This is a genomic window from Aquabacterium sp. (assembly GCF_036279655.1).
Lineage (GTDB): Bacteria > Pseudomonadota > Gammaproteobacteria > Burkholderiales > Burkholderiaceae_C > Aquabacterium.
Genome location: NZ_DASUIT010000011.1, coordinates 31,693 through 51,348 on the forward strand (window position 1 = coordinate 31,693; position 19,656 = coordinate 51,348).

At 66.5% G+C, this 19,656-nt stretch carries 18 protein-coding genes; 10 read left to right on the forward strand and 8 right to left on the reverse strand.

Features of this window, described 5'->3' with window-relative positions:
* Positions 1-43 precede the first annotated feature (43 nt).
* The 4 genes from VFW84_RS01160 to VFW84_RS01175 are packed head-to-tail and all read right to left on the reverse strand — an operon-like array spanning position 44 to position 5,672.
* The gene (locus VFW84_RS01160) at positions 44-1,102 is read right to left on the reverse strand and encodes a CaiB/BaiF CoA-transferase family protein (RefSeq protein ID WP_329678593.1); all 1,059 of its coding nucleotides are present in this window, start codon (positions 1,100-1,102) and stop codon (positions 44-46) included.
* Complete coding sequence (locus tag VFW84_RS01165) at positions 1,099-3,249, reverse strand: 3-hydroxyacyl-CoA dehydrogenase NAD-binding domain-containing protein (RefSeq protein ID WP_329678594.1); 2,151 nt, start codon at positions 3,247-3,249, stop codon at positions 1,099-1,101. The genes VFW84_RS01160 and VFW84_RS01165 overlap by 4 nt, the downstream gene beginning before the upstream one ends.
* 13 nt (positions 3,250-3,262) lie before the next feature.
* A complete protein-coding gene (locus tag VFW84_RS01170) occupies positions 3,263-4,468 on the reverse strand; it encodes an acetyl-CoA C-acetyltransferase (RefSeq protein WP_329678595.1) in 1,206 nt (401 codons plus the stop codon).
* A 49-nt stretch (positions 4,469-4,517) separates the two neighbouring features.
* Positions 4,518-5,672 carry an acyl-CoA dehydrogenase family protein gene (locus VFW84_RS01175; protein WP_329678596.1) on the reverse strand — a complete coding sequence of 385 codons (1,155 nt, stop codon included), beginning with the start codon at positions 5,670-5,672 and terminating at the stop codon, positions 4,518-4,520.
* A gap of 289 nt (positions 5,673-5,961) precedes the next feature.
* On the opposite strand from VFW84_RS01175, the gene VFW84_RS01180 reads away from it, so the two are divergent.
* Positions 5,962-6,603: a TetR/AcrR family transcriptional regulator gene (locus VFW84_RS01180; protein WP_329678597.1), complete on the forward strand. Its 642-nt coding sequence runs from the start codon at positions 5,962-5,964 to the stop codon at positions 6,601-6,603.
* Positions 6,604-6,618: 15 nt separating this feature from the next.
* Here VFW84_RS01180 and VFW84_RS01185 read toward each other — a convergent pair whose 3' ends face one another.
* Genes VFW84_RS01185 through VFW84_RS01195 form a run of 3 tightly spaced genes read right to left on the reverse strand, consistent with a single transcriptional unit; the run spans position 6,619 to position 8,799 of the window.
* Positions 6,619-7,347 carry an anti-sigma factor gene (locus VFW84_RS01185; protein WP_329678598.1) on the reverse strand — a complete coding sequence of 243 codons (729 nt, stop codon included), beginning with the start codon at positions 7,345-7,347 and terminating at the stop codon, positions 6,619-6,621.
* Positions 7,344-7,928, reverse strand: coding sequence for a sigma-70 family RNA polymerase sigma factor (locus tag VFW84_RS01190; RefSeq protein WP_329678599.1), 585 nt, complete (start codon positions 7,926-7,928; stop codon positions 7,344-7,346). The genes VFW84_RS01185 and VFW84_RS01190 overlap by 4 nt, the downstream gene beginning before the upstream one ends.
* 19 nt (positions 7,929-7,947) lie before the next feature.
* Positions 7,948-8,799 (reverse strand): DUF4394 domain-containing protein, encoded by an 852-nt coding sequence (locus VFW84_RS01195; RefSeq protein ID WP_329678600.1) that lies wholly within the window; start codon positions 8,797-8,799, stop codon positions 7,948-7,950.
* A 237-nt stretch (positions 8,800-9,036) separates the two neighbouring features.
* Between VFW84_RS01195 and VFW84_RS01200 the strand changes: the two genes are divergently transcribed.
* Positions 9,037-9,339: a flagellar basal body rod protein gene (locus VFW84_RS01200; RefSeq protein WP_329678601.1), complete on the forward strand. Its 303-nt coding sequence runs from the start codon at positions 9,037-9,039 to the stop codon at positions 9,337-9,339.
* A 136-nt stretch (positions 9,340-9,475) separates the two neighbouring features.
* Complete coding sequence (locus VFW84_RS01205; protein WP_329678602.1) at positions 9,476-10,429, forward strand: alpha/beta fold hydrolase; 954 nt, start codon at positions 9,476-9,478, stop codon at positions 10,427-10,429.
* On the opposite strand, the gene VFW84_RS01210 is transcribed toward VFW84_RS01205, so the two are convergent.
* A complete protein-coding gene (locus VFW84_RS01210) occupies positions 10,418-10,888 on the reverse strand; it encodes a MerR family DNA-binding transcriptional regulator (RefSeq protein WP_329678603.1) in 471 nt (156 codons plus the stop codon). The genes VFW84_RS01205 and VFW84_RS01210 overlap by 12 nt on opposite strands.
* 129 nt (positions 10,889-11,017) lie before the next feature.
* On the opposite strand from VFW84_RS01210, the gene VFW84_RS01215 reads away from it, so the two are divergent.
* The 7 genes from VFW84_RS01215 to VFW84_RS01245 are packed head-to-tail and all read left to right on the forward strand — an operon-like array spanning position 11,018 to position 19,629.
* Positions 11,018-12,178: an acyl-CoA dehydrogenase family protein gene (locus VFW84_RS01215; RefSeq protein ID WP_329678604.1), complete on the forward strand. Its 1,161-nt coding sequence runs from the start codon at positions 11,018-11,020 to the stop codon at positions 12,176-12,178.
* Positions 12,179-12,193: 15 nt separating this feature from the next.
* Positions 12,194-13,087 carry an SDR family oxidoreductase gene (locus tag VFW84_RS01220; RefSeq protein ID WP_329678605.1) on the forward strand — a complete coding sequence of 298 codons (894 nt, stop codon included), beginning with the start codon at positions 12,194-12,196 and terminating at the stop codon, positions 13,085-13,087.
* 17 nt (positions 13,088-13,104) lie between these two features.
* The gene (locus VFW84_RS01225) at positions 13,105-14,718 is read left to right on the forward strand and encodes an acyl-CoA carboxylase subunit beta (RefSeq protein WP_329678606.1); all 1,614 of its coding nucleotides are present in this window, start codon (positions 13,105-13,107) and stop codon (positions 14,716-14,718) included.
* Positions 14,719-14,757: 39 nt separating this feature from the next.
* Positions 14,758-15,912, forward strand: coding sequence for an acyl-CoA dehydrogenase family protein (locus VFW84_RS01230; protein ID WP_329678607.1), 1,155 nt, complete (start codon positions 14,758-14,760; stop codon positions 15,910-15,912).
* Between the two features lie 14 nt (positions 15,913-15,926).
* A complete protein-coding gene (locus VFW84_RS01235; protein WP_329678608.1) occupies positions 15,927-16,757 on the forward strand; it encodes an enoyl-CoA hydratase/isomerase family protein in 831 nt (276 codons plus the stop codon).
* Complete coding sequence (locus tag VFW84_RS01240; RefSeq protein ID WP_329678609.1) at positions 16,754-18,730, forward strand: acetyl/propionyl/methylcrotonyl-CoA carboxylase subunit alpha; 1,977 nt, start codon at positions 16,754-16,756, stop codon at positions 18,728-18,730. The genes VFW84_RS01235 and VFW84_RS01240 overlap by 4 nt, the downstream gene beginning before the upstream one ends.
* On the forward strand, positions 18,730-19,629 hold the full coding sequence (locus VFW84_RS01245; RefSeq protein WP_329678610.1) for a 3-keto-5-aminohexanoate cleavage protein: 900 nt from the start codon (positions 18,730-18,732) through the stop codon (positions 19,627-19,629). The genes VFW84_RS01240 and VFW84_RS01245 overlap by 1 nt, the downstream gene beginning before the upstream one ends.
* The last annotated feature ends 27 nt before the right edge of the window (positions 19,630-19,656 follow it).

Here is a 19,656-nt window from a genome sequence, read left to right on the forward strand (position 1 = left end):
TTATCGGCCACCTTGACGTGAAGGTTAAGCCCCGCGCATCTCATCAGGTGGGAAGCGCCCCCACCTCGGCCCAGGGTTGAGGCCCTTGCGAGGCAAACAGGGGATGGGCCTGGGCCTCCTGCAGGGTCAGCACCGGCGTGACGCAGGCGTCCACCGAGTCGAAGCGCGCCACCCAGTCCGCCAGGGGGCGGCTGGCCACCAGGGTGGCCACGGCCTCACGCAAGGCCAGGCTCTCGGGTGAGTGTGGCATCTGCCCGCGTTGCCAGTGCTGGTTCACCCAGTCGGGCCGCTCGAAGGCCTCGCAGGCCAGCTTCCAGAACTTGAACTCCAGCGCGCCCACCGCCAGGGTACGGCCATCTTGGGTGCGGTAGAGGTTGTAGCAAGGCAGCACACCGCTGAGCAGGTCCTCCCCCGCGCCAGGCCAGCGCCCCAGCAGGGGCGCCATGAGGCTGCCCGTGGCCTGGGGCATCACCAGATGCGCGTGCAGACCATGGGTCATGCTCACGTCGATGTGGCGCCCCCGGCCGCGACGACGCGCGTCCAGCAAGCCCGCCAGCGCAGCGATGCAGGCCATGGAACTGCCCGCCGCCATGTCGCCCCACTGCACATTGGACAAGGCCAGCTCCCCCGTGAGGGGCGAGCGCATCTGATCGAGCACCCCCGACATGGCCATGAAGTTGAGGTCATGACCGGCCCGCTGAGCCCAGGGGCCCTGCTGACCGTAGCCGGTGATGGACACCATCAGCAAGCGAGGGTTCAGTGCCGCCAGGCGCTCGTGCCCCAGCCCCATCGAGGCCAGGATGCCCGGCCGGAAGCTGTCGATCATCAGGTCGGCCTGGCTCACCCATTCGCGCAGGCGGTCCAGGTCGGCGCTTTGCCGAAAATCGATCGTGCGGCAGTCCTTGCCGTGGTTGAGCGCCTCGAACAAGGGAGCCAGGGGACGGGCCGGGTCACCTTCCGGTGGTTCGACCTTGATCACCTCGGCCCCCAGGTCCGCCAGCATGCGCGTGGCAAAGGGCCCGGGCAGGTTGCGCGTGAGATCGATCACGCGCACGCCGTCGAGCAGGCCCGCCAGGGGCCCCAGGGCGGTGAGCAGGCTCACGCCACGTCCTCGAAGCGCCCGCCCTCGGCCGCCTGCTGCACGACGATGGCCGCCGGCTCGAAGCGCGGGCCGTAGGCTCGGGCCAGCTCACGCGCACGCTCGACGAACTTCTTCGCCCCGACCGCGTTGATGAACTGCAAGGCGCCACCCTGGTTGGGCGCAAAGCCCCAGCCGAAGATCGAGCCGATGTTGGTGTCGGCCACCGAACGCACCACCTTCTCCTCATAACAGCGCGCGGCCTCGTTGGCCTGGGCATAGAGCAGGCGGTCGACCAGCTCCTGCTGGCTGGGCTGAACGGCCTTGGGCGGGTAGATGTCCAGCAGGCCAGGCCACAGGGACTTGTCCTTGCCCTGGTAATCGTAGAAACCCTGGCCGGATTTCTTGCCGATGCGGCCCTGCTCGCCACCGATCTTCTGCACCACGGCAAAACCGGGGTGCACGGGAATCGTGGTGCCTTCGGCTTCCAGGTCCTTGCGGGTCTGCTCGGCGATGTGCAGGGACAGCGCCAGCGAGACCTCGTCCTGCAGGGCCAGCGGCGGCATGGGCATGCCCGCCTTCAGGCCGGCGACTTCGACCGAGCGGGGGTGGATGCCCTCGCCCAGCATGGCCATGCCTTCCATGATGTAGGTCGTGAACACGCGCGAGGTGTAAAAGCCCCGCTTGTCGTTGACCACGATGGGGGTCTTGCCGATCTGCTGCACGTAGTCGAAGCCACGCGCCAGGGTCTCGTCGGAGGTCTCCTGGCCCACGATGATCTCCACCAGCGGCATCTTGTCCACGGGCGAGAAGAAGTGCAGGCCGATGAAGTTGCCAGGACGCGCGCTGGCCTTGGCCAGACCAGTGATGGGCAGGGTCGAGGTGTTGGAGGCATACACCGCATCGGCGGCGATGACGGCCTCGGCCTGGCGGGTGCACTCGGCCTTGATGCCACGGTCTTCGAACACGGCCTCGATCACCAGGTCGCAGCCCTTCAGATCCTCATAGGCGGTGGTGGTCTGGATGCGGGCCAGCAGGGCATCACGCTTGTCCGGCGTGCTGCGCCCCCGCGAGATGGCCTTGTCCAGCAGGCCTTGCGAATAGGCCTTGCCCTTGTCGGCGTTCTCTTGCGTGGTGTCCAGCAGCACGACATCGATGCCGGCCTTGGCCGACACATAGGCGATGCCCGCGCCCATCATGCCCGCGCCCAGGATGCCCACCTTCTTGACCGAGGATTCGGCCACACCCTTGGGGCGGGACTGCCCCTTCTTGATGGCGTTGAGCTGGTGCCACAGCGTGTTGATCATGTTCTTGCTGGTCTGGGAGACCACGCAGGCCGCGAAGTAACGCGACTCCACCTGCGAGCCGGCATCGAAGTCCAGCAGGCAGCCCTCGAACAGGCAGGACATGATGTGGGTGAGGGCCGGGTAGTTGCCGTGCGCCTTGGCATTGGCCATGGACGGCGCAATGGCCAGCACCTGCACCACGGCCGGGCTCTTGCTGTCGCCACCGGGGATGCGGAAGCCCTTGGTGTCCCAGGGCGCGGCGGCCTTGGGGTTGGCCAGGCACCAGGCCTTGGCCTTGGCCAGCAGCTCGTCGCGCGTGGCGGCGATGTCGGTCACCAGGCCCATCTCCTTGGCCTTGGCGGCGGTGAGCTCCTTGCCCTGGGTGATCAGGTCCATGGCTTTCTGGATGCCGATCAGGCGGGGCACACGCTGCGTGCCGCCACCGCCGGGCAGCAGGCCCAGCTTGACCTCGGGCAGACCCAGCTTGAGCTTGGGGTCGTCGAGCGCGATGCGGGCATGGCAGGCCAGGGCCAGCTCCAGGCCGCCGCCCAGGGCCGTGCCATTGATGGCGGCCACCACGGGCTTGCCGCACTTTTCCATGCGACGCATCATGCCCTTGAGGGCTTCGCACAGGGTGTAGGCTTCTTCGGCCGTGGTGATCCGGGTGAGCTGGTCAATGTCGGCGCCCACGATGAAGGTGGGCTTGCCCGAGGTGATCACCAGACCCTTGAGCGCGGCGTCGGTTTCCAGACGCTGCACCAGCTCGGCAAACGGTGCCGTCAGGGTCGGGTTGAGCACGTTCATGGCCCGATCGGGCATGTCGATGGTGACCAGGCCGATGCCGTCGGCATCGAGTTCAAAGGTGAAGGCTTGTGCTTGATTCATGGTGCGGCCCTCTTCAGACGCGTTCGATGATGGTGGCGATGCCCATGCCGGCACCGATGCACAGGGTGGCCAATGCGGTGGCCTTGCCGGTGCGCTCGAGCTCATCGAGGGCCGTGCCCAGGATGATGGCGCCCGTGGCCCCCAGGGGGTGGCCCATGGCGATGGCGCCGCCGTTGACGTTCACACGGTCCAGCGACACGCCCATGTCTCGGGCGGTCTTCATGGGCACGGTGGCAAAGGCTTCGTTGATTTCCCACAGGTCGATGTCGCCTGCGGTCATGCCCAGCTTGTTCAGGGCCTTGTGGCAGGCCGGGGTCGGGCCGGTCAGCATGATGGTGGGCTCGGAGCCGCACTCCACGGCCATGCGCACGCGAGCACGGGGCTTGAGGCCGGCCTTCTGGCCCGCTTCCTTGCTGCCCAGCAGCACCAGGGCCGCACCATCAACGATGCCAGAGGAATTGCCGGCATGGTGGGCGTGGAGGATCTTTTCGATGGTGGTGTATTTGTCCAGGGCCGTGGCGTCAAAGCCCATGGTGCCCATCATCTCGAAGGAGGGCATCAGCTTGGACAGGGTCTCGACCGAGGTGCCGGGGCGGATGGTCTCGTCCTTGGCCAGCATCAGCATGCCGTTGATGTCCGTGACCGGCACGACAGAGCGGTCAAAGCGCCCCTCGGCCTGGGCCAGGGCTGCACGGCGGTGCGACTCGGCGGCAAAGGCGTCCAGGTCGGCGCGGCTGAAGCCTTCCAGCGTCGCGATGAGGTCGGCACTGATGCCCTGAGGCACAAAGGCCGTGCCGGTGTTGATGCGGGGGTCCATGACCCAGGCGCCGCCGTCCGACCCCATGGGCCAGCGGCTCATGGATTCGACGCCGCCGGCCACAACCATGTCGTCCAGACCTGCACGGATCTTGGCGGCCGCCATGTTGATGGCCTCCAGGCCCGAGGCACAAAAGCGCGACAAGGTCACGCCGGCCACGGACTCGGCCCAACCCGCATCCAGCACGGCGGTGCGGGCAATGTCCGCGCCCTGCTCGCCCACGGGGGTGACGCAACCCAGGATGACATCGTCGACCAGCGAGGTGTCAAGCTGGTTGCGCTGCTGCAAGGCCTGCAGCAAGGTGCGCAGCAGCCACACGGGCGTGGCCTGGTGCAGGCTGCCGTCTTTCTTGCCCTTGCCGCGCGGGGTGCGCACGGCGTCGTAGATATAGGCTTCGATCATGGAAGTTCCTTCAATGGACTGTGTCTGCGGTGTGTCGGAGCCTGGCGCCTCACAGGAAGCGCGAAGCCAGCTCCTTCATGATTTCATTGGTGCCGCCATAGATGCGCTGCACACGGGCGTCGGCCCACAGGCGCGCAATCGGGTACTCCTTCATGTAGCCATAGCCACCAAAGAGTTGCAGGCATTCGTCGATCAGCTTGCACTGGTTGTCGGTGATCCAGTACTTGAGCAGCGCCGCACGGTCCACGCCCAGCTCGCCCTTGAGGTGGGCCACCATGGCCGCATCGACCAGGGCGCGCGAGGCCATCAGCAAGGCCTGACATTCGGCCAGCTTGAAGCGCGTGTTCTGGAAGGAGAAGATGGGCTTGCCAAAGGCCTTGCGCTCCTTGGTGTACTCCAGCGTGACCTTCATGGCCAGCTCCATGGCGGCAATGCCGGCCACGGCCACGATCAGGCGCTCCTGGGGCAGTTCCTGCATCAGCTGGAAGAAGCCCAGGCCTTCCTGGCCGCCCAGCAGGTTGGCGGCGGGCACGACCACGTCGTCAAAGAAGAGCTCGGAGGTGTCCTGCGCTTCCATGCCGATCTTGTCGAGGTTGCGGCCCCGGCGGAAGCCTGGAGCCTCGTCGGTTTCGACCACGAACAGGGAGATGCCCTGTGCCCCTTTGTCCTTGTCGGTCTTGCAGACCACGATCACCAGATTGGCCAGTTGGCCGTTGGTGATGAAGGTCTTGCTGCCATTGATCTTGTAGGTGTCGCCGTCCTTGAGGGCCAGGGTGCGCACGCCTTGCAGGTCCGAGCCCGTGCCGGGTTCGGTCATGGCGATGGCCCCCACCAGCTCGCCCGTGGCCAGCTTGGGCAACCAGCGCTTTTTCTGCTCTTCGGTGCCGTAATGCAGGATGTAGGGTGCCACGATGCCCGAGTGCAGCGAGCCCCCGAAGCCCGAGATGGCCGCCTCGCCCTGGGCCAGGATCAGCACGGCCTCGTGGCCGAAGTCACCGCCCGCACCGCCATATTCCTCGGGCATGGAGGCGCACAGGAAGCCATTGGCACCGGCTTCGCGCCAGGCTTCACGGTCCATCATGCCGGCCGCGCGCCAGGCTTCATCCTTGGGAGACCATTGCTCCTTGAAGAAACGGGTGGCAGAGTCGTAGAGCATGGTGTGCTCTTCTGTCATCCACGCAGGGGCAAAGTTCTGAATCGCCATGGCTTCTTGTCTTTCCTCGGTCAATGTTCACACAGGGGGACGGCACGCCAGGGAGAGGGAAGAACGGCTGAAACGGTAATTTCAATTACCACCGCATCACCCCCACTCCAGGGTTTTCCCGGCGACAGAGTGGGTGGTTTTGTCGCCGGAAATTCCTCTGCATGACGTGCACGTCAACGCCTGACCATGGTGTCAATTGCGCTGTCATCTGGCAAGCCCGCTGGTGCAATTTCCGGCATTTCGCGCTCATTTGGTAATATGGATTTCCACTGTGGAATGAACCCTTGTCATGAGCTCCCTGCCCCCACGTCCCGCGCACGACCCCGGCCACGACGACCGGAGAGCCGTCTTGTCCACCATGCGGCCCGACACCCTCAAGCGCATCGAAAAGGCGGTGCTGGAGCTGTTCGCGTACCGCGACTTCCATGAAGTGAGCCTGCTGGATGTGGCCAAGGCGGCGCACGTGTCCCTGCAGACCATCTACAAGTACTTCGGCAGCAAGGAGGTGCTGGTCTACGCCATGCTGGACGTGATGCTGGGCCGTCTGGCCGAGCGCATGATCGACCACCTGCAAGGCATCGACGATGCGCGCGAGCGCCTGCGCAAGACCTGCTGGGTGACACTCGATTACATGGACCGCCACCCGGCGGTGATGCTGCTGCTGTTCACGGCTGTGCCGGTTTCGCGGCACCGCAACATCCGCATCTACGAGAGCCCCGAGCTGATGGGCGCCTTCATGGGCGTGCTCAAGGACGGGCAGCAGCGGGGCGTGCTCAACAAGCGGGTCTCCAGCAAGATCCTGCTCGATGTCTTCATGGGCATCATCGGGCGCGTGGTGCTGATGCACATCGTGCGCCGCGAAAAGGCCTCGCTGATCGAGCAGTTCGACGAACTCTTCAACATCGTGTGGCGCGCCATGTCGGATGACTGACGCCGCGTGCGCCCCTCACAGCCGCACCGTTTGCCCCACCGCCAGGATGGGGCCGGTGGGCCGCCCGATGGGCGAGCCCGTGGCTGGCTCCATCGTCAGTTCGAAGAGCTGGCGCGCGCCCAGCGCGGGCAGCTTCGAGGCGGGCACCACATAGGTCTGACCGCGCTGAACCAGGCCCAGCGAGGTCGGGCCCTTGGCCCCCTCGGGCTTGGTCCAGAATTCCATCGCCTTGCCCGCAGGCACCGGCGGCATGACGCCCACCGGCACCAGGCGCACGTCGCCGCTGGCCTGGGCCTCCACGATCCAGGCCGTGGATCGGTCCGGCGCCTGCAGCACCGCCAGGTAACGGGCCTCAGGCGTTGCGGGCGACTGCAGGCGCGAGGTCAGCAGCACCGTCGCCAGCACCAGGGACGCCGCCAGCGCCACGCCACTGATCAAGCGCCAGACTGCGACACCTTGCCACAGCGATTCATTGGCAGCAGGCGCGCGCGCGCCATCGTGCCGCGCGCCGGTCCAAGGCCCCAGGCGCTCAACGATGCGCCGCCATAGCTCAGGCCGAACATCGGCAGGCACGGCGCGGGCATGGAAACCCAGAAGATGGTCTTGCCAGGCATAGACCTCTGCCTGCAGTGCACGATCTCGCTTGAGCTGCGCCTCGAAAGTGTCGCGCTCCTGCTCGGACAGCGTGCCCAGCACGTACTCCCCCGCATTGGCGCTGCGCTCCTGTGTGTCTTGCAGATTCATGTGAGGCACTCCTTGAGGGCTTGCAGCCCACGCCGCACCCAGGATTTGATGGTGCCAACGGGTTTGTTGCGCCGCTGAGCCATCTGCTCATGCGTGTAGCCCTCGACATAGGCGTCGATCACACATTGCCGCTTGCTCTCGTCGAGTTGATCCAGGCAGCGCATGAGCGCCTGCTCATCCATGTGCGGATCCTCGTCGTGGTGGGCATGGCTGGCGTCGATGATCCCGGTGAGCTCCTCGCCCATGGGGATCTCACGCCCTGATCGGCGCGCCTCGTCCAGCGCGCGGTGACGCACCACGGTATAGATCCAGCCGCGCCCGGTGCCCAATGCACGCTCGAAGCTGCCAGCGCGCTGCCAGATCTGGACAAAAGCGTCCTGCAGCACATCGTGCGCCAGATCACGGTCACGCACGATGCGCTGCGCCACGGCCAGCAACCAGCGGGACTCGCGCTCATAGAGGGCTTGCAAGGCGAAGCGCTCCCCTCGGGCGCAGGCTTCCAGCGCGGCGTCATAGTCGAAATCGGCAGACATGGCGGCATCCAGGTCGATCAGCGGCTGCCCGGCACGCATGCGATGCATGGATGCCGGGCGTGAAACGTCAATTCTGATGGACCGGGATGGCCATGTCGATGATGGGGACGTCACCAGACATCTGGCCCCGCAAGGTGGCACGACCCGTCAACAGGTCCACATCGTAGAGGCCGACCACCCCATTGCTGGCAGTGATCACCGCCACCCCTCGGTTGCTCACCGAGACACCATCCCGAACCTCGCTGTAGATGTCGAAGCCGACATCGGCCCCCGCATCCACGCCGAGCTTGCCCGTGCCCACCAGAACACCGGCATTGGGAGGCGACTGCAGCGCCACCTGGTCCAGCGCAGCATCCAGCACGAACAAGGTGGTGGCTGTCGTGGTCGCGCTCAGATCGTTGTTTGTGTAGGCCGCCGCCGCCACGCCCGTCACCACGGCACCTGCGGTGTAGTTCAAGGCACCGTCGGACACGGTGACCCCGCCGGCATTGACGTTGTGACGCAGGTTCTGCCCCTCATTGCTGATGATGCGCAGACGATCGGCCGCGGGATTGAAGTCCACCGCGAAGGCCGTGCCCGACAAGGTCACGCTCAGACGATTGACCAGGGTGGCAGCGCCGGTGCGGGTGTCCAGGGTGTAAATCCCCCCGGCGTCGCCTACGCCATAGAGGCGGCCATCTTGCACGCGGTAGTCGATGCCCACCAGGCGGGCGTCGCCCTGCAGACCGCTGACGGTGGCGAGCACGCGCACCTTGCCTGGACGCTTCAGGTGGAAATCCACCAGCCGACCATCGCGGGTCAGGGCGACCACATCCAGATCATCCGCCCGGTCGGCGGACCGGAACCAGGACGAGGCCTGCGCGGCAGAGGCGGCGCTCAGCAGGGCACAAAGCAGGGACAGGGTGAGGTGTTTGCGCATAGGGATGTTCTCCGTGTGGTTGACAAGGTGTGGATGCGTGACGCGTATTCGGGACCGGTCGGTCCATCCACGCTCACAGCAGTCACTACGCATGAGCACGCCGGACGGATGCAGTTGGGTAAGAATTTTTTTCGAACGTGTCATCCATCACGGTCCCACCAGGGTGGGACTCAAGTCGATGCCCGGCGCTCCGATAGAACGCGTAACGGCCAACAAGGCCGCAAGGAGCCCCTGGCCATGAGCAGTACTGTCAACTCCATTGCCCTGTCCGGCATCGCCGCCGCCACAGCCCACCTCGACACCGCCTCGCACAACATCGCCAATGCGCAGACACCGCAGTTCAGGCGACAGGTGGTGACCCAGGTGGAGCAACCCACCGGCGGCGTGAGCGCCACGGTGCAGCGCCTGCCCGCCAGCGGCGCGGAGCTGTCCACGGACATCATCACCCAGCTCAGCGCCAGCTACACCTACAAAGCCAATCTGCAGGTGATCGAGACGGCCAGCGAGATGAGCGGCACCCTGCTCAACACGCAAGCCTGAACGCGCCAGACCGAGCACCACCCCGGGAGAACCCTGGGGCGGCGCTGTCGCCCATGCTTCCTGCCTGTCGCTCGCCATCCTCGCCTGGCGGCCTTGAATCCACTACAGTGCCTGCTGACCTTTGCACAGACACGTCATGGCCGCCCCTTCTCACCCACCCGCCGCTCCTGCCGTCAGCGATCCCTTGCTGGGCGTGGTGCGCTCGGGCGATGTCCGGCTGGCCACCAAGCGCTGGGGCAACCCCAGCCAGCCCACCATCGTGCTGGTGCATGGCTACCCGGACGCCAGCGATGTCTGGCACCCCCTGGCGCAGCTGCTGTCCAGCCACTTCCATGTGGTCGCCTATGACGTGAGAGGCGCAGGCGCCTCCGACAAGCCAGCCCGCCGCGCCGACTACAAGCTGCCCCTGCTGATGGCGGACTTCAAGGCCGTGATCGACCACGTGAGCCCCGACCGTCCTGTGCACATCGTGGCACATGACTGGGGCTCGGTCCAAAGCTGGGAAAGCGTGACCGACCCCTCCATGCAGGGCCGCATCGCCTCCTTCACGTCCTGCTCCGGGCCGTGCCTGGACCACATGGGGCACTGGTTCCGCGACCGCCTGCGTCAGCCCACCCTCAAGGGTCTGGGTCAGATCGCCCTGCAGACCCTCAAGTCCTGGTATGTCTTCATGTTCCAGTTGCCCCTGCTGCCCGGCCTGCAATGGCGCCTGGGTCTGGGTCGCATCTGGCCGAGCCTGCTCCGGCTGCTCGAAGGCGTGAAGACAGAGGCCCGCCCCACCCAGGTCTCCGATGGCTGCCATGGCGTGCAGCTCTACCGTGCCAACGTGTTCCAGCGCCTGCTGGCGCCGCGCGAGCGCCGGGCCCATGCCCCGGTGCAGATCCTGGTGCCCCGCAAGGACCTGTTTGTCAGCCCGGCCCTCACCGAGGACGTGGGCAAATGGGTCACCGTGTTGTGGCGCCGCGAGTTCCATGCCGGCCACTGGATGCCGCTGTCCCATACCACCGAGATGGCAGGCGCCGTGCGGCGCTTCGTGCGCTTCGTCGAGCGCCACCAGGCGCCAATCCGGCAGGAGCTGTCAAGCGCCTGAACGCCCCTTGCGCTTGGCCTCCAGCATCTGGCGGCTGCGCTCATGGATCAGCCGCAACTCCGCCAGCGAGGTGTCGATCTCGGCACGCTTGGCCTCCAGATCCCGGATGGCGTTGCCAGTCATCTCGATGACATACGAGAGCTGCTGCACCCGCCCTTCGCCGTGGTCCCCGTACATGTCCAGATAGGCCTTGATCTCGGCCAGGGGCATGCCCAGCGACTTGGCGCGCAGGATGCGCGACAGACGGGCACGATCCACCTTGGAATAGACACGGGTGCCATTGATGCGCCGAGGGGCGAGCAGCCCCTTGGTCTCGTAGAAGCGCAGGGTTCGGGGCGACACATCGAAGGCCGCGCACATGTCCGCGATGCCCATCAGGGCATCGCTGTCCGCCATCGCTGCAGGATCGTCACCACGCGCCTGGGCTGACGTGGCATGCTTGTCATGAGTGCTGTCCATACCGTCATTATTCTGCCCCGACTTTCAGGTCCGCATTGGTAAATAACCTATGAGTTATTTGGTTGACGTTAACGTCAACAAGCGCTAGATTCATGTCCATTCACACTCTCTCCACGACAGGATCAGGTCATGGGCGCGCAGGACAGATCAGCACTCGGCTACTTCAACGAGACCCACGACATGGTGCGCGAGACAGCCCGGCGCTTCATCGCCCAGGAGGTCACACCGTACATCGACGCGTGGGAAGAAGCCGGTGGATTCCCCCGCGAGATCTACAAGAAGGCGGGTGATCTGGGCCTGCTGGGCATCGGCCATCCCGAGGCCCTGGGCGGCAGCGGCGAGGGTGACGTCTTCATGAAGCTGGCCGTGGCCGAAGAGTTCATGCGCAGTGGCTCAGGCGGTTTCGCTGCAGGACTGGGTTCGCTGGACATCGGCCTGCCGCCTGTGTGGCGCATGGGCGGCGAAGACCTCAAGCAGCGCGTGGTACCCGGTGTGCTGGCGGGCGACAAGATCGCCGCCCTGGCCGTGACCGAACCGGGTGGCGGCTCGGACGTGGCCAATCTGCGCACCCGCGCCGTGCGCGATGGTGATCACTATGTCATCAACGGCGCCAAAACCTTCATCACCTCGGGCACGCGCGCCGATCACATCACCGTGGCCGTGCGCACGGGCGAGCCAGGCTTTGCCGGCATCTCCCTGCTGCTGGTCGACAAGGACACGCCGGGCTTTTCGGTGGGGCGCAAGCTGCGCAAGATGGGCTGGTGGTGCTCGGACACCGCCGAGCTGTTCTTTGAGAACTGCCGCGTGCCCGCCAGCCACCTGATCGGCCCCGAGAACTCGGGCTTCCTGACCATCATGGCCAATTTCCAGTCCGAACGTCTGGCCCTGGCGGTGATGGCCTACATGACCGCCCAGATGGCCCTGGAGGCCTGCATGGCCTATGTGCATGAGCGCGTCACCTTCGGCAAACCCCTGTCCAAGCACCAGGTGATCCGCCACAAGCTGGCCGAGATGTCCACCAAGGTGGACGTGGCCCGCGAGTACACCCTGCGCTGCGCCGCCCGCATGGATGCGGGCGAGCAGGTGATCAAGGAGGTGTCCATGGCCAAGAACTTCGCCACCGAGGTGTCGGATCACGTCACCTACGAGGCGGTGCAGATCTTCGGAGGCATGGGCTATATGCGCGAATCCCTGGTCGAGCGGCTCTACCGCGACAACCGCATCCTCTCCATCGGCGGTGGCACGCACGAGATCATGAACGAGATCATCGCCAAGCAGATCGGCCTGTGAACTGAACCCCACACCATGTCTTCGACACACACCCCTCCTCCCTCACGCTACGCCAGCATCCTGCGGCCCGACGCCTTCGCAGGTCAGGTGCACATCGTCACCGGCGGCGGCAGCGGCATCGGGCGCTGCGTGGCCCATGAGCTGGCCTCGCTGGGCGCCACCGTGGTCATCACGGGCCGCACCCAGGCCAAGCTCGACACGGTGGCCGCCGAGATCACCGAAGATGGCGGCCAGGTCGACACCGCCGCCTTCGACATCCGCGACGAGGACCAGGTCAAGGCCGCGGTGGCCGCCCTGGTTGAGCGCCATGGCCGCCTGCATGGCCTGGTCAACAACGCGGGCGGGCAGTTCCCATCGCCGCTGCAGATGATCTCCAAGCGTGGCTTTGATGCGGTGGTGGCCAACAACCTCACCGGCGGCTTCCTGATGGCACGCGAGGTCTTCAACCAGAGCATGCAGAAGCACGGGGGCGCCATCGTCAACATGGTGGCCGACATGTGGAACGGCATGCCCGGCATGGGGCACTCCGGCGCCGCCCGTGCCGGCATGGTCAACCTGACCAAGACCGCCGCCTACGAATGGTCGGGCTCGAATGTGCGGGTCAACGCCGTGGCCCCGGGCTGGATCGCCTCCAGTGGCATGGACGCTTATGGCCCCGGCATGGCTGGCGTGATCCGCAGCCTCAAGGACAACACCCCCATGAAGCGCATGGGCCTGGAGGCCGAGGTCAGTGCCGTCATCTGCTTCCTGCTCAGCCCCGGAGCCGCCTTTGTCACGGGGGTGACCATCCCCATTGACGGGGGGGCGCCGCTCAACAGCCCGCTCTACCCCATCGCCGACCACGCGCCCGCCCCCACCTTCGACGGCTTCCACCGTGCCTCGCAACCCAAGGTGCTGCAAGGCCTTTGATTCACCAGATCACCGACATGCCCGCACTGCGCTCCTCCCTCAACCCCAAGTCCGACGCTTTTGCCGCCAATGTGGCGCGCATGACCGAGCGCCTGGATCAGGTCCGCGCCCTGGAAGCCCAGGTGCGCGATGGCTCGGCCGCCAAGCGTGCCAAGTTCGACCAACGCGGCCAGCTGCTGCCGCGTGAACGCGTGGCCCGCCTGCTCGATCGCGGTTCGCCCTTCCTGGAGTTCAGCACCCTGGCCGGTCTGGGCATGCACGATGACGATGGCAAGAAATCCGTGCTCGGTGGCGGCACCATCATCGGTGTGGGCCTGGTGGCCGGCAAGCGCTGCCTGATCACCGCCAGCGACAGCGCCCTCAAGGGCGGCACCATCTCGCCCATGGGTCTCAAGAAGGGTCTGCGCGCCCAGGAAATCGCCCGCGAGAACAAGCTGCCCCTGATCTGCCTGGTCGAGAGCGGCGGCGCCAACCTGATGTACCAGGCCGACATCTTTGTCGACGGCGGCCGCAGCTTTGCCAACCAGGCCCGCCTGTCGGCCATGGGCATCCCCCAGATCGCCGTGGTGCATGGCTCGTCCACCGCCGGTGGCGCCTACCTGCCCGGCCTGTCGGACTATGTGGTGCTGGTGAAGGGACGCTCCAGCATCTACCTGGCGGGCCCCCCGCTGGTCAAGGCAGCCATCGGCGAAGATGCCACCGACGAAGACCTCGGCGGCGCCGAGATGCATGCCAGCGTGACCGGTCTGGGCGAGTACCTCACCGACAACGATGCCCACGCCATCGCCCTGACGCGCGACCTGCTCGACAAGCTCAACTGGGACAGCGCCACGCCTCCGCGTGCCGATGTCGCCGCCCCGCTCTTTCCGGAAGAAGAACTGCTGGGCTGCATCCCGGCCGATGAGCGTGAGCCCTTCGACACCCGCGAGGTCATCGCCCGCATCGTCGATGGCTCAGACTTCCTGGAGTTCAAGGCCGAGTACGGCAGCGAGACCCTGTGCGGCCATGCCCGCATCCACGGCCACGTGGTGGGCATCCTGGGCAACAACGGGCCCATCCAGCCGCAAGGCTCGACCAAGGCCGCGCAGTTCATCCAGTTGTGCGACCAGTCGGGCACGCCCTTGCTCTTTTTGCAGAACACGACCGGCTACATGGTGGGCTCGGCCGCCGAACACGGCGGCGCCATCAAGCATGGCTCCAAGATGATCCAGGCCGTGGCCAACGCACGGGTGCCCAAGTTCACCGTGGTGCTGGGTGGCTCCTTCGGGGCCGGCAACTATGGCATGTGCGGACGCGGCTTTGATCCGCGCTTCATCTTCTCCTGGCCATCGGCCCGCACCGCCGTGATGGGTGGTGCCCAGGCCGCCAAGGTGATGGACATCATCACGCGCGGCAAGATGGAGCGCGCCGGCATGCCCGTCAACGACGCCATGCTCGAGGGCATGTCCGGCGAGATCAGAAAGCGCCTGGATGCCGAGGCCCATGTGCTGTTCGGTACCGCCCGTCTGTGGGACGACGGGGTCATCGACCCGCGCGACACCCGCCGCGTGCTGTCCATGTGCCTGGACATGGCCCGCGAGGCCGAGCAGCGCACCCTGCGCCCCAACACCTTTGGTGTGGCCCGCCTGTAAGCCCGGCCACCGCACCCCATACCCGACCGAGGACGACCCATGCAATTCACCCCCGAACACACCCAACTCGCCGACACTGTCCAGCGTTTCTGCGAGGCCGAGATCAACCCCTACGTCAAGGAGTGGGAAGAGGCCGAGATCTTCCCCGCCCACGAGGTCTTCAAGAAGATGGGCCAGTTGGGCCTGCTGGGCGTGAAGTACGACACCGCCTACGGTGGCATGGGCCTGGACTTTTCCTACTCCATGGTGATGGCCGAGACCCTGGGCGCCATCCCCTGCGGCGGGGTGCCCATGGCCATTGGCGTGCAGACCGACATGTGCACCCCCGCCCTGCACCGCTTCGGCTCGGACGAGCTCAAGCGCGAGTACCTGGCCCCGGCCATCGCGGGCGACATGGTCGGCCGCATCGGCGTGTCGGAGGCCGGCGGTGGCTCGGATGTGGCGGCCCTCAAGACCACGGCCCGCAAGGACGGCGATGACTACGTCATCAACGGCTCCAAGATGTGGATCACCAACGCCATGCAGGCCGACTGGTGCTGCCTGCTGGCCAACACCTCCGAAGGCAAGGTCCACGAGAACAAGTCCCTGATCATCGTGCCCATGGACGCCAAGGGCATCGACAAGCAGAAGATCAAGAAGATCGGCATGAACTCGTCGGACACGGCCCAGATCTTCTTTGACAACGTGCGCGTGCCGCGCCGCAACCTGATCGGCATCGAAGGCACAGGCTTCATGATGCAGATGCTGCAGTTCCAGGAAGAGCGCCTCTATGGCGCGGCCAACTCCCTGAAGATGCTCGACCGACTGATCGACCAGACCATCGAGTACTGCAAGGAGCGCCATACCTTCGGCCAGCCCCTGATCAACAACCAGGTCATCCATTTCCGCCTGGCCGAGCTGCGCACCGAGGTCGAGGCCCTGCGCTCGCTGACCTACCGCGCCGTCGAAGAGTACGTGGCCGGCAAGGACGTGACCCGCCTGGCCTCCATGGCCAAGCTCAAGTGTGGCCGCCTGATCCGCGAAGTGGCCGACTCCTGCCTGCAGTACTGGGGCGGCATGGGCTTCACCTGGGACAACCCCATCTCCCAGGCCTACCGCGATGGCCGACTGGTGTCCATTGGCGGTGGCGCCGACGAGATCATGCTGGGCATCATCGCCAAGCTCGAAGGCACCCTGCCCAAGAAAGCCCGTTGAGAGGCCCTTTGACCATGAGCACATCCACCCTTGAGGTCCAGTTGGACCAGGGCGTCTGCACCCTCACGCTGAACCGACCCGAGGTGCGCAATGCCATGTCCCTGGCCATGGTCCACGAGCTGCTGCAGGCCTTGCAGGACGCCGAGGCCAACCCCGCCGTGCGCGTGCTGGTGCTGCGAGGCGCAGGCGGCCACTTCTGCGCCGGGGGCGACATCGGCGACATGGCCCGGGCCCGCATGCAACTGGCCCAGCAGCAGGCCGAGGCCGCAGCAGGCCAGACGCCACAGGCCCGCAACCCCATCGAGGAAGTCAACGCCGCCTTCGGGCGCCTGTGTCTGGCCTACGCCCGCTCGCCCCTGCCCATCGTGACCGTGCTGGAAGGCACCGTGATGGGCGGTGGCTTCGGCCTGGCCTGCGTGTCCGACGTCAGCCTGGCCCTGGACACCGTGAGCTTTCGTCTGCCCGAGACCTCGCTGGGCATCATCCCGGCCCAGATCGCGCCCTTCCTGGTCGAGCGCCTGGGGTATGCCGAGGCCAAGCGCCTGTCCGTCACCGGTGCCAAGGTCGCTGCTGCTGAAGCCCTGAGCATCCGCCTGGTGCATGAGGTGCACGGTGACGCCGCCAGCCTGCAAGATGCCCTGCAACAGACCGTCGAGCGCATCCTGGCCTGCGGCCCCCAGGCCATTGCCACCACCAAGGGCCTGCTGCAACGCGCCCGCCAGACCCCGGCCGAAGACCTGATCGACGACGCCGCGGCGCTGTTTGCCCGCGCCGTGCTGAGCGAGGAAGGCCAGGAAGGCACGAGCGCCTTCATGCAAAAACGCAAACCAGTGTGGAACACATGATCAACAAGATCTTGATTGCCAACCGCGGGGAAATCGCCTGCCGGGTCATCCGCACCGCGCGCCAGTTGGGCTACCGCACGGTGGCCGTGTACAGCGAAGCCGATGCGCAGGCACCGCATGTCTCGCTGGCCGACGAGGCCGTCTGCATCGGCCCGGCACCGGCGGCCGAGTCCTACCTGAAGGCCGAGGTGCTGCTGGACGCCTGCCGCCGCACGGGCGCCGATGCCCTGCACCCCGGCTACGGCTTCCTGTCGGAAAACGCCGACTTTGCCCAGGCCAGCCGTGACGCCGGCGTGGTCTTCATCGGGCCCTCGCCCGAGGCCATCCGCGTGATGGGCGACAAGGCCGGGGCCAAGGCCGAGATGATGAAGGCTGGCGTGCCCACCGCTCCGGGCTACCTGGGCGCCAACCAGGACGATCAGCACCTGATCGCCGAGGCCGAGCGCCTGGGCTATCCCCTGCTGGTCAAGGCCGTCAGCGGCGGCGGCGGCCGGGGCATGCGCCTGGTCCACCGCCACGACGAGCTGGCCCAGGCCATCGTCAGCGCCCGCCGTGAGGCCCAGAGCGCCTTTGGCGATGGCACCCTGATGCTGGAGCGCCTGATCCTTGATGGCCGCCACATCGAGATCCAGGTCTTTGCCGACAGCCACGGCAACGCCGTCTACATCGGCGAGCGCGACTGCACCGCGCAGCGCCGACGCCAGAAGGTCATCGAAGAATCGCCCTCGCCCGTGGTCAGCCCCGCCTTGCGCGAGGCCATGGGCCGTGACGCCGTGCGGGCCGCTCAGGCCATTGGCTACTGCGGTGCCGGCACCATCGAGTACATCGTCGACCAGGATCTGAACCACTACTTCCTGGAGATGAACACCCGCCTGCAGGTGGAGCATCCGGTCACCGAGATGGTCTCGGGGCTGGATCTGGTGGCCTGGCAACTGCGCGTGGCCGACGGTCAGCCGCTGCCCCTGAGGCAGGACCAGATCACCCTGAGCGGCCATGCCATCGAGGCGCGTCTCTACACCGAAGATCCCTATGCGGGGTTTGCACCGCAGACCGGACGCATCGCCTGGTGGCGCCCTCAACTGGCACTGTATCCCGGGGTGCGCATCGACGACGGCATCCGGGAAGGCGGCGAGGTCACGCCCCACTACGACCCCATGGTGGCCAAGCTCATCGTGCATGGCCAGGACCGCGCGGACGCGATCCGTCGACTGATCGCCACGCTGGACGATGCCCCCCTGATCGGCCTCAAGCACAACGCCCGCTTCCTGCGGGACCTGGTGGATCACGAGCGCTTCCGCGCCGGCACCATGACCACCACCCTGATCGATCAGTGGCAGACGGATGGCGAGCCCTTGCTGCAGCGCCCTCTGCCTGCGGAGTCGACCTGGTGGCTCGCAGCGGCCCTGCATGCCGCGCACCGCGAAGGCCATGCCACGGGGCTGCGCGCCGCCAGCGTCACAGGCTATGACCTGGCCCTGTCGTGCGATCAGAACCAGCGCACCCTGCGTGTGCAGCACAGCAGCGGCCCAAGCTATCGGGTGCACCCCGCACCGGATGCACCGGCCCAGCCCTTGCGCCTGATCTCACAGGACCCGGCCACCGGCTGGGTGCGCTTTGAACTCGATGGCATCCAGCGGCGCGTGCGTGGCGTGTGGTGTGGTGACGAGCTCCACCTGGTGGTCGACGCCGCGATCTTCGTGTTCCAGGAGGTCTCGGCCTGGCCCGATCAGGGCGCCGGACAGGACCCCAGCCGCGGCCTGTCTCCGGTGGCAGGCACGGTGGCCCAGGTGCTGGTCCAGGCGGGCGACCGCGTGGTGGCCGGCCAGCCGCTGCTGAGCATCGAAGCCATGAAGATGGAAATGTGGCTGTCTGCGCAAGCCCCGGGCGTGGTCAAGGCGGTCTACGCCACCGCGGGCGAACAGGTGCAGGCCAAGACCCTGCTGATCGACATCGACATCACCAAGGAAGACTGATGGACAAGGCCATTCTCACCTGCGCGCTCACGGGCGTGCTGACCGATCCCACCCAGCATCCTGTGCCTGTCACGGCCCAGGAGATGGCCGCTGCCGCACGCGAAGCCTACAACGCAGGCGCCTCCATCATGCACGTGCACCTGCGTCGCCAGGAGCCCGGCATGGGGCGCTTCCCCAGCTGGGACCCGGCGGTGGCCGCCGAGATCGACACCGCCATCCGCGCGGCCTGCCCCGGCGTCATCATCAACCTGACGACCGGCGTGGTCGGCCCCGACATCTCCGGGCCGGTGGCCTGCATCCGCGCGGTGCGCCCCGAGATCGCCGCCTGCAATGCCGGCAGCCTCAACTACCTCAAGATCAAGGAGAACGGTCAGTGGGCCTGGCCCCCGATGCTGTTCGACAACCAGGTCGACAAGGTCAAGGGCATGCTGGACGTGATGAAGGACACCGGCACCCGCCCGGAGTTCGAATGTTTTGATGTGGGCATCGTGCGATCGGTGGGCATGTACCGCAAAGCCGGCATGGCCGACCACCTGGAGTACAACTTTGTGATGGGCGTGGCCTCGGGCATGCCGGTCGATGCGGACCTGCTCAAGCTGCTGGTCAAGTACCGCGAACCGGACACCGTCTGGCAGACCACCCTGATCGGCCGCGAGGAGATCTGGGCTGTGCACCAGGCCACCGCCGATCTGGGCGGCATGCTGCGCACCGGAGTGGAAGACACCTTCTACCTGCCCGGCGGCGAGCGCACCAGCGGCAATGGGCCCCTGATCGAGGCCCTGGCGCAATGCGCCCGCAACGCCGGCCGCGCGGTGGCCAGCCCGGCCGAAGCCCGCGCCATGCTGGGCCTGCAGGACAGCGCCGCCCACGGTGTGGCGGCCGCCCGCGCAGCCGCCTGAGGCCCCGACAAGGCAGCGTCAAACACT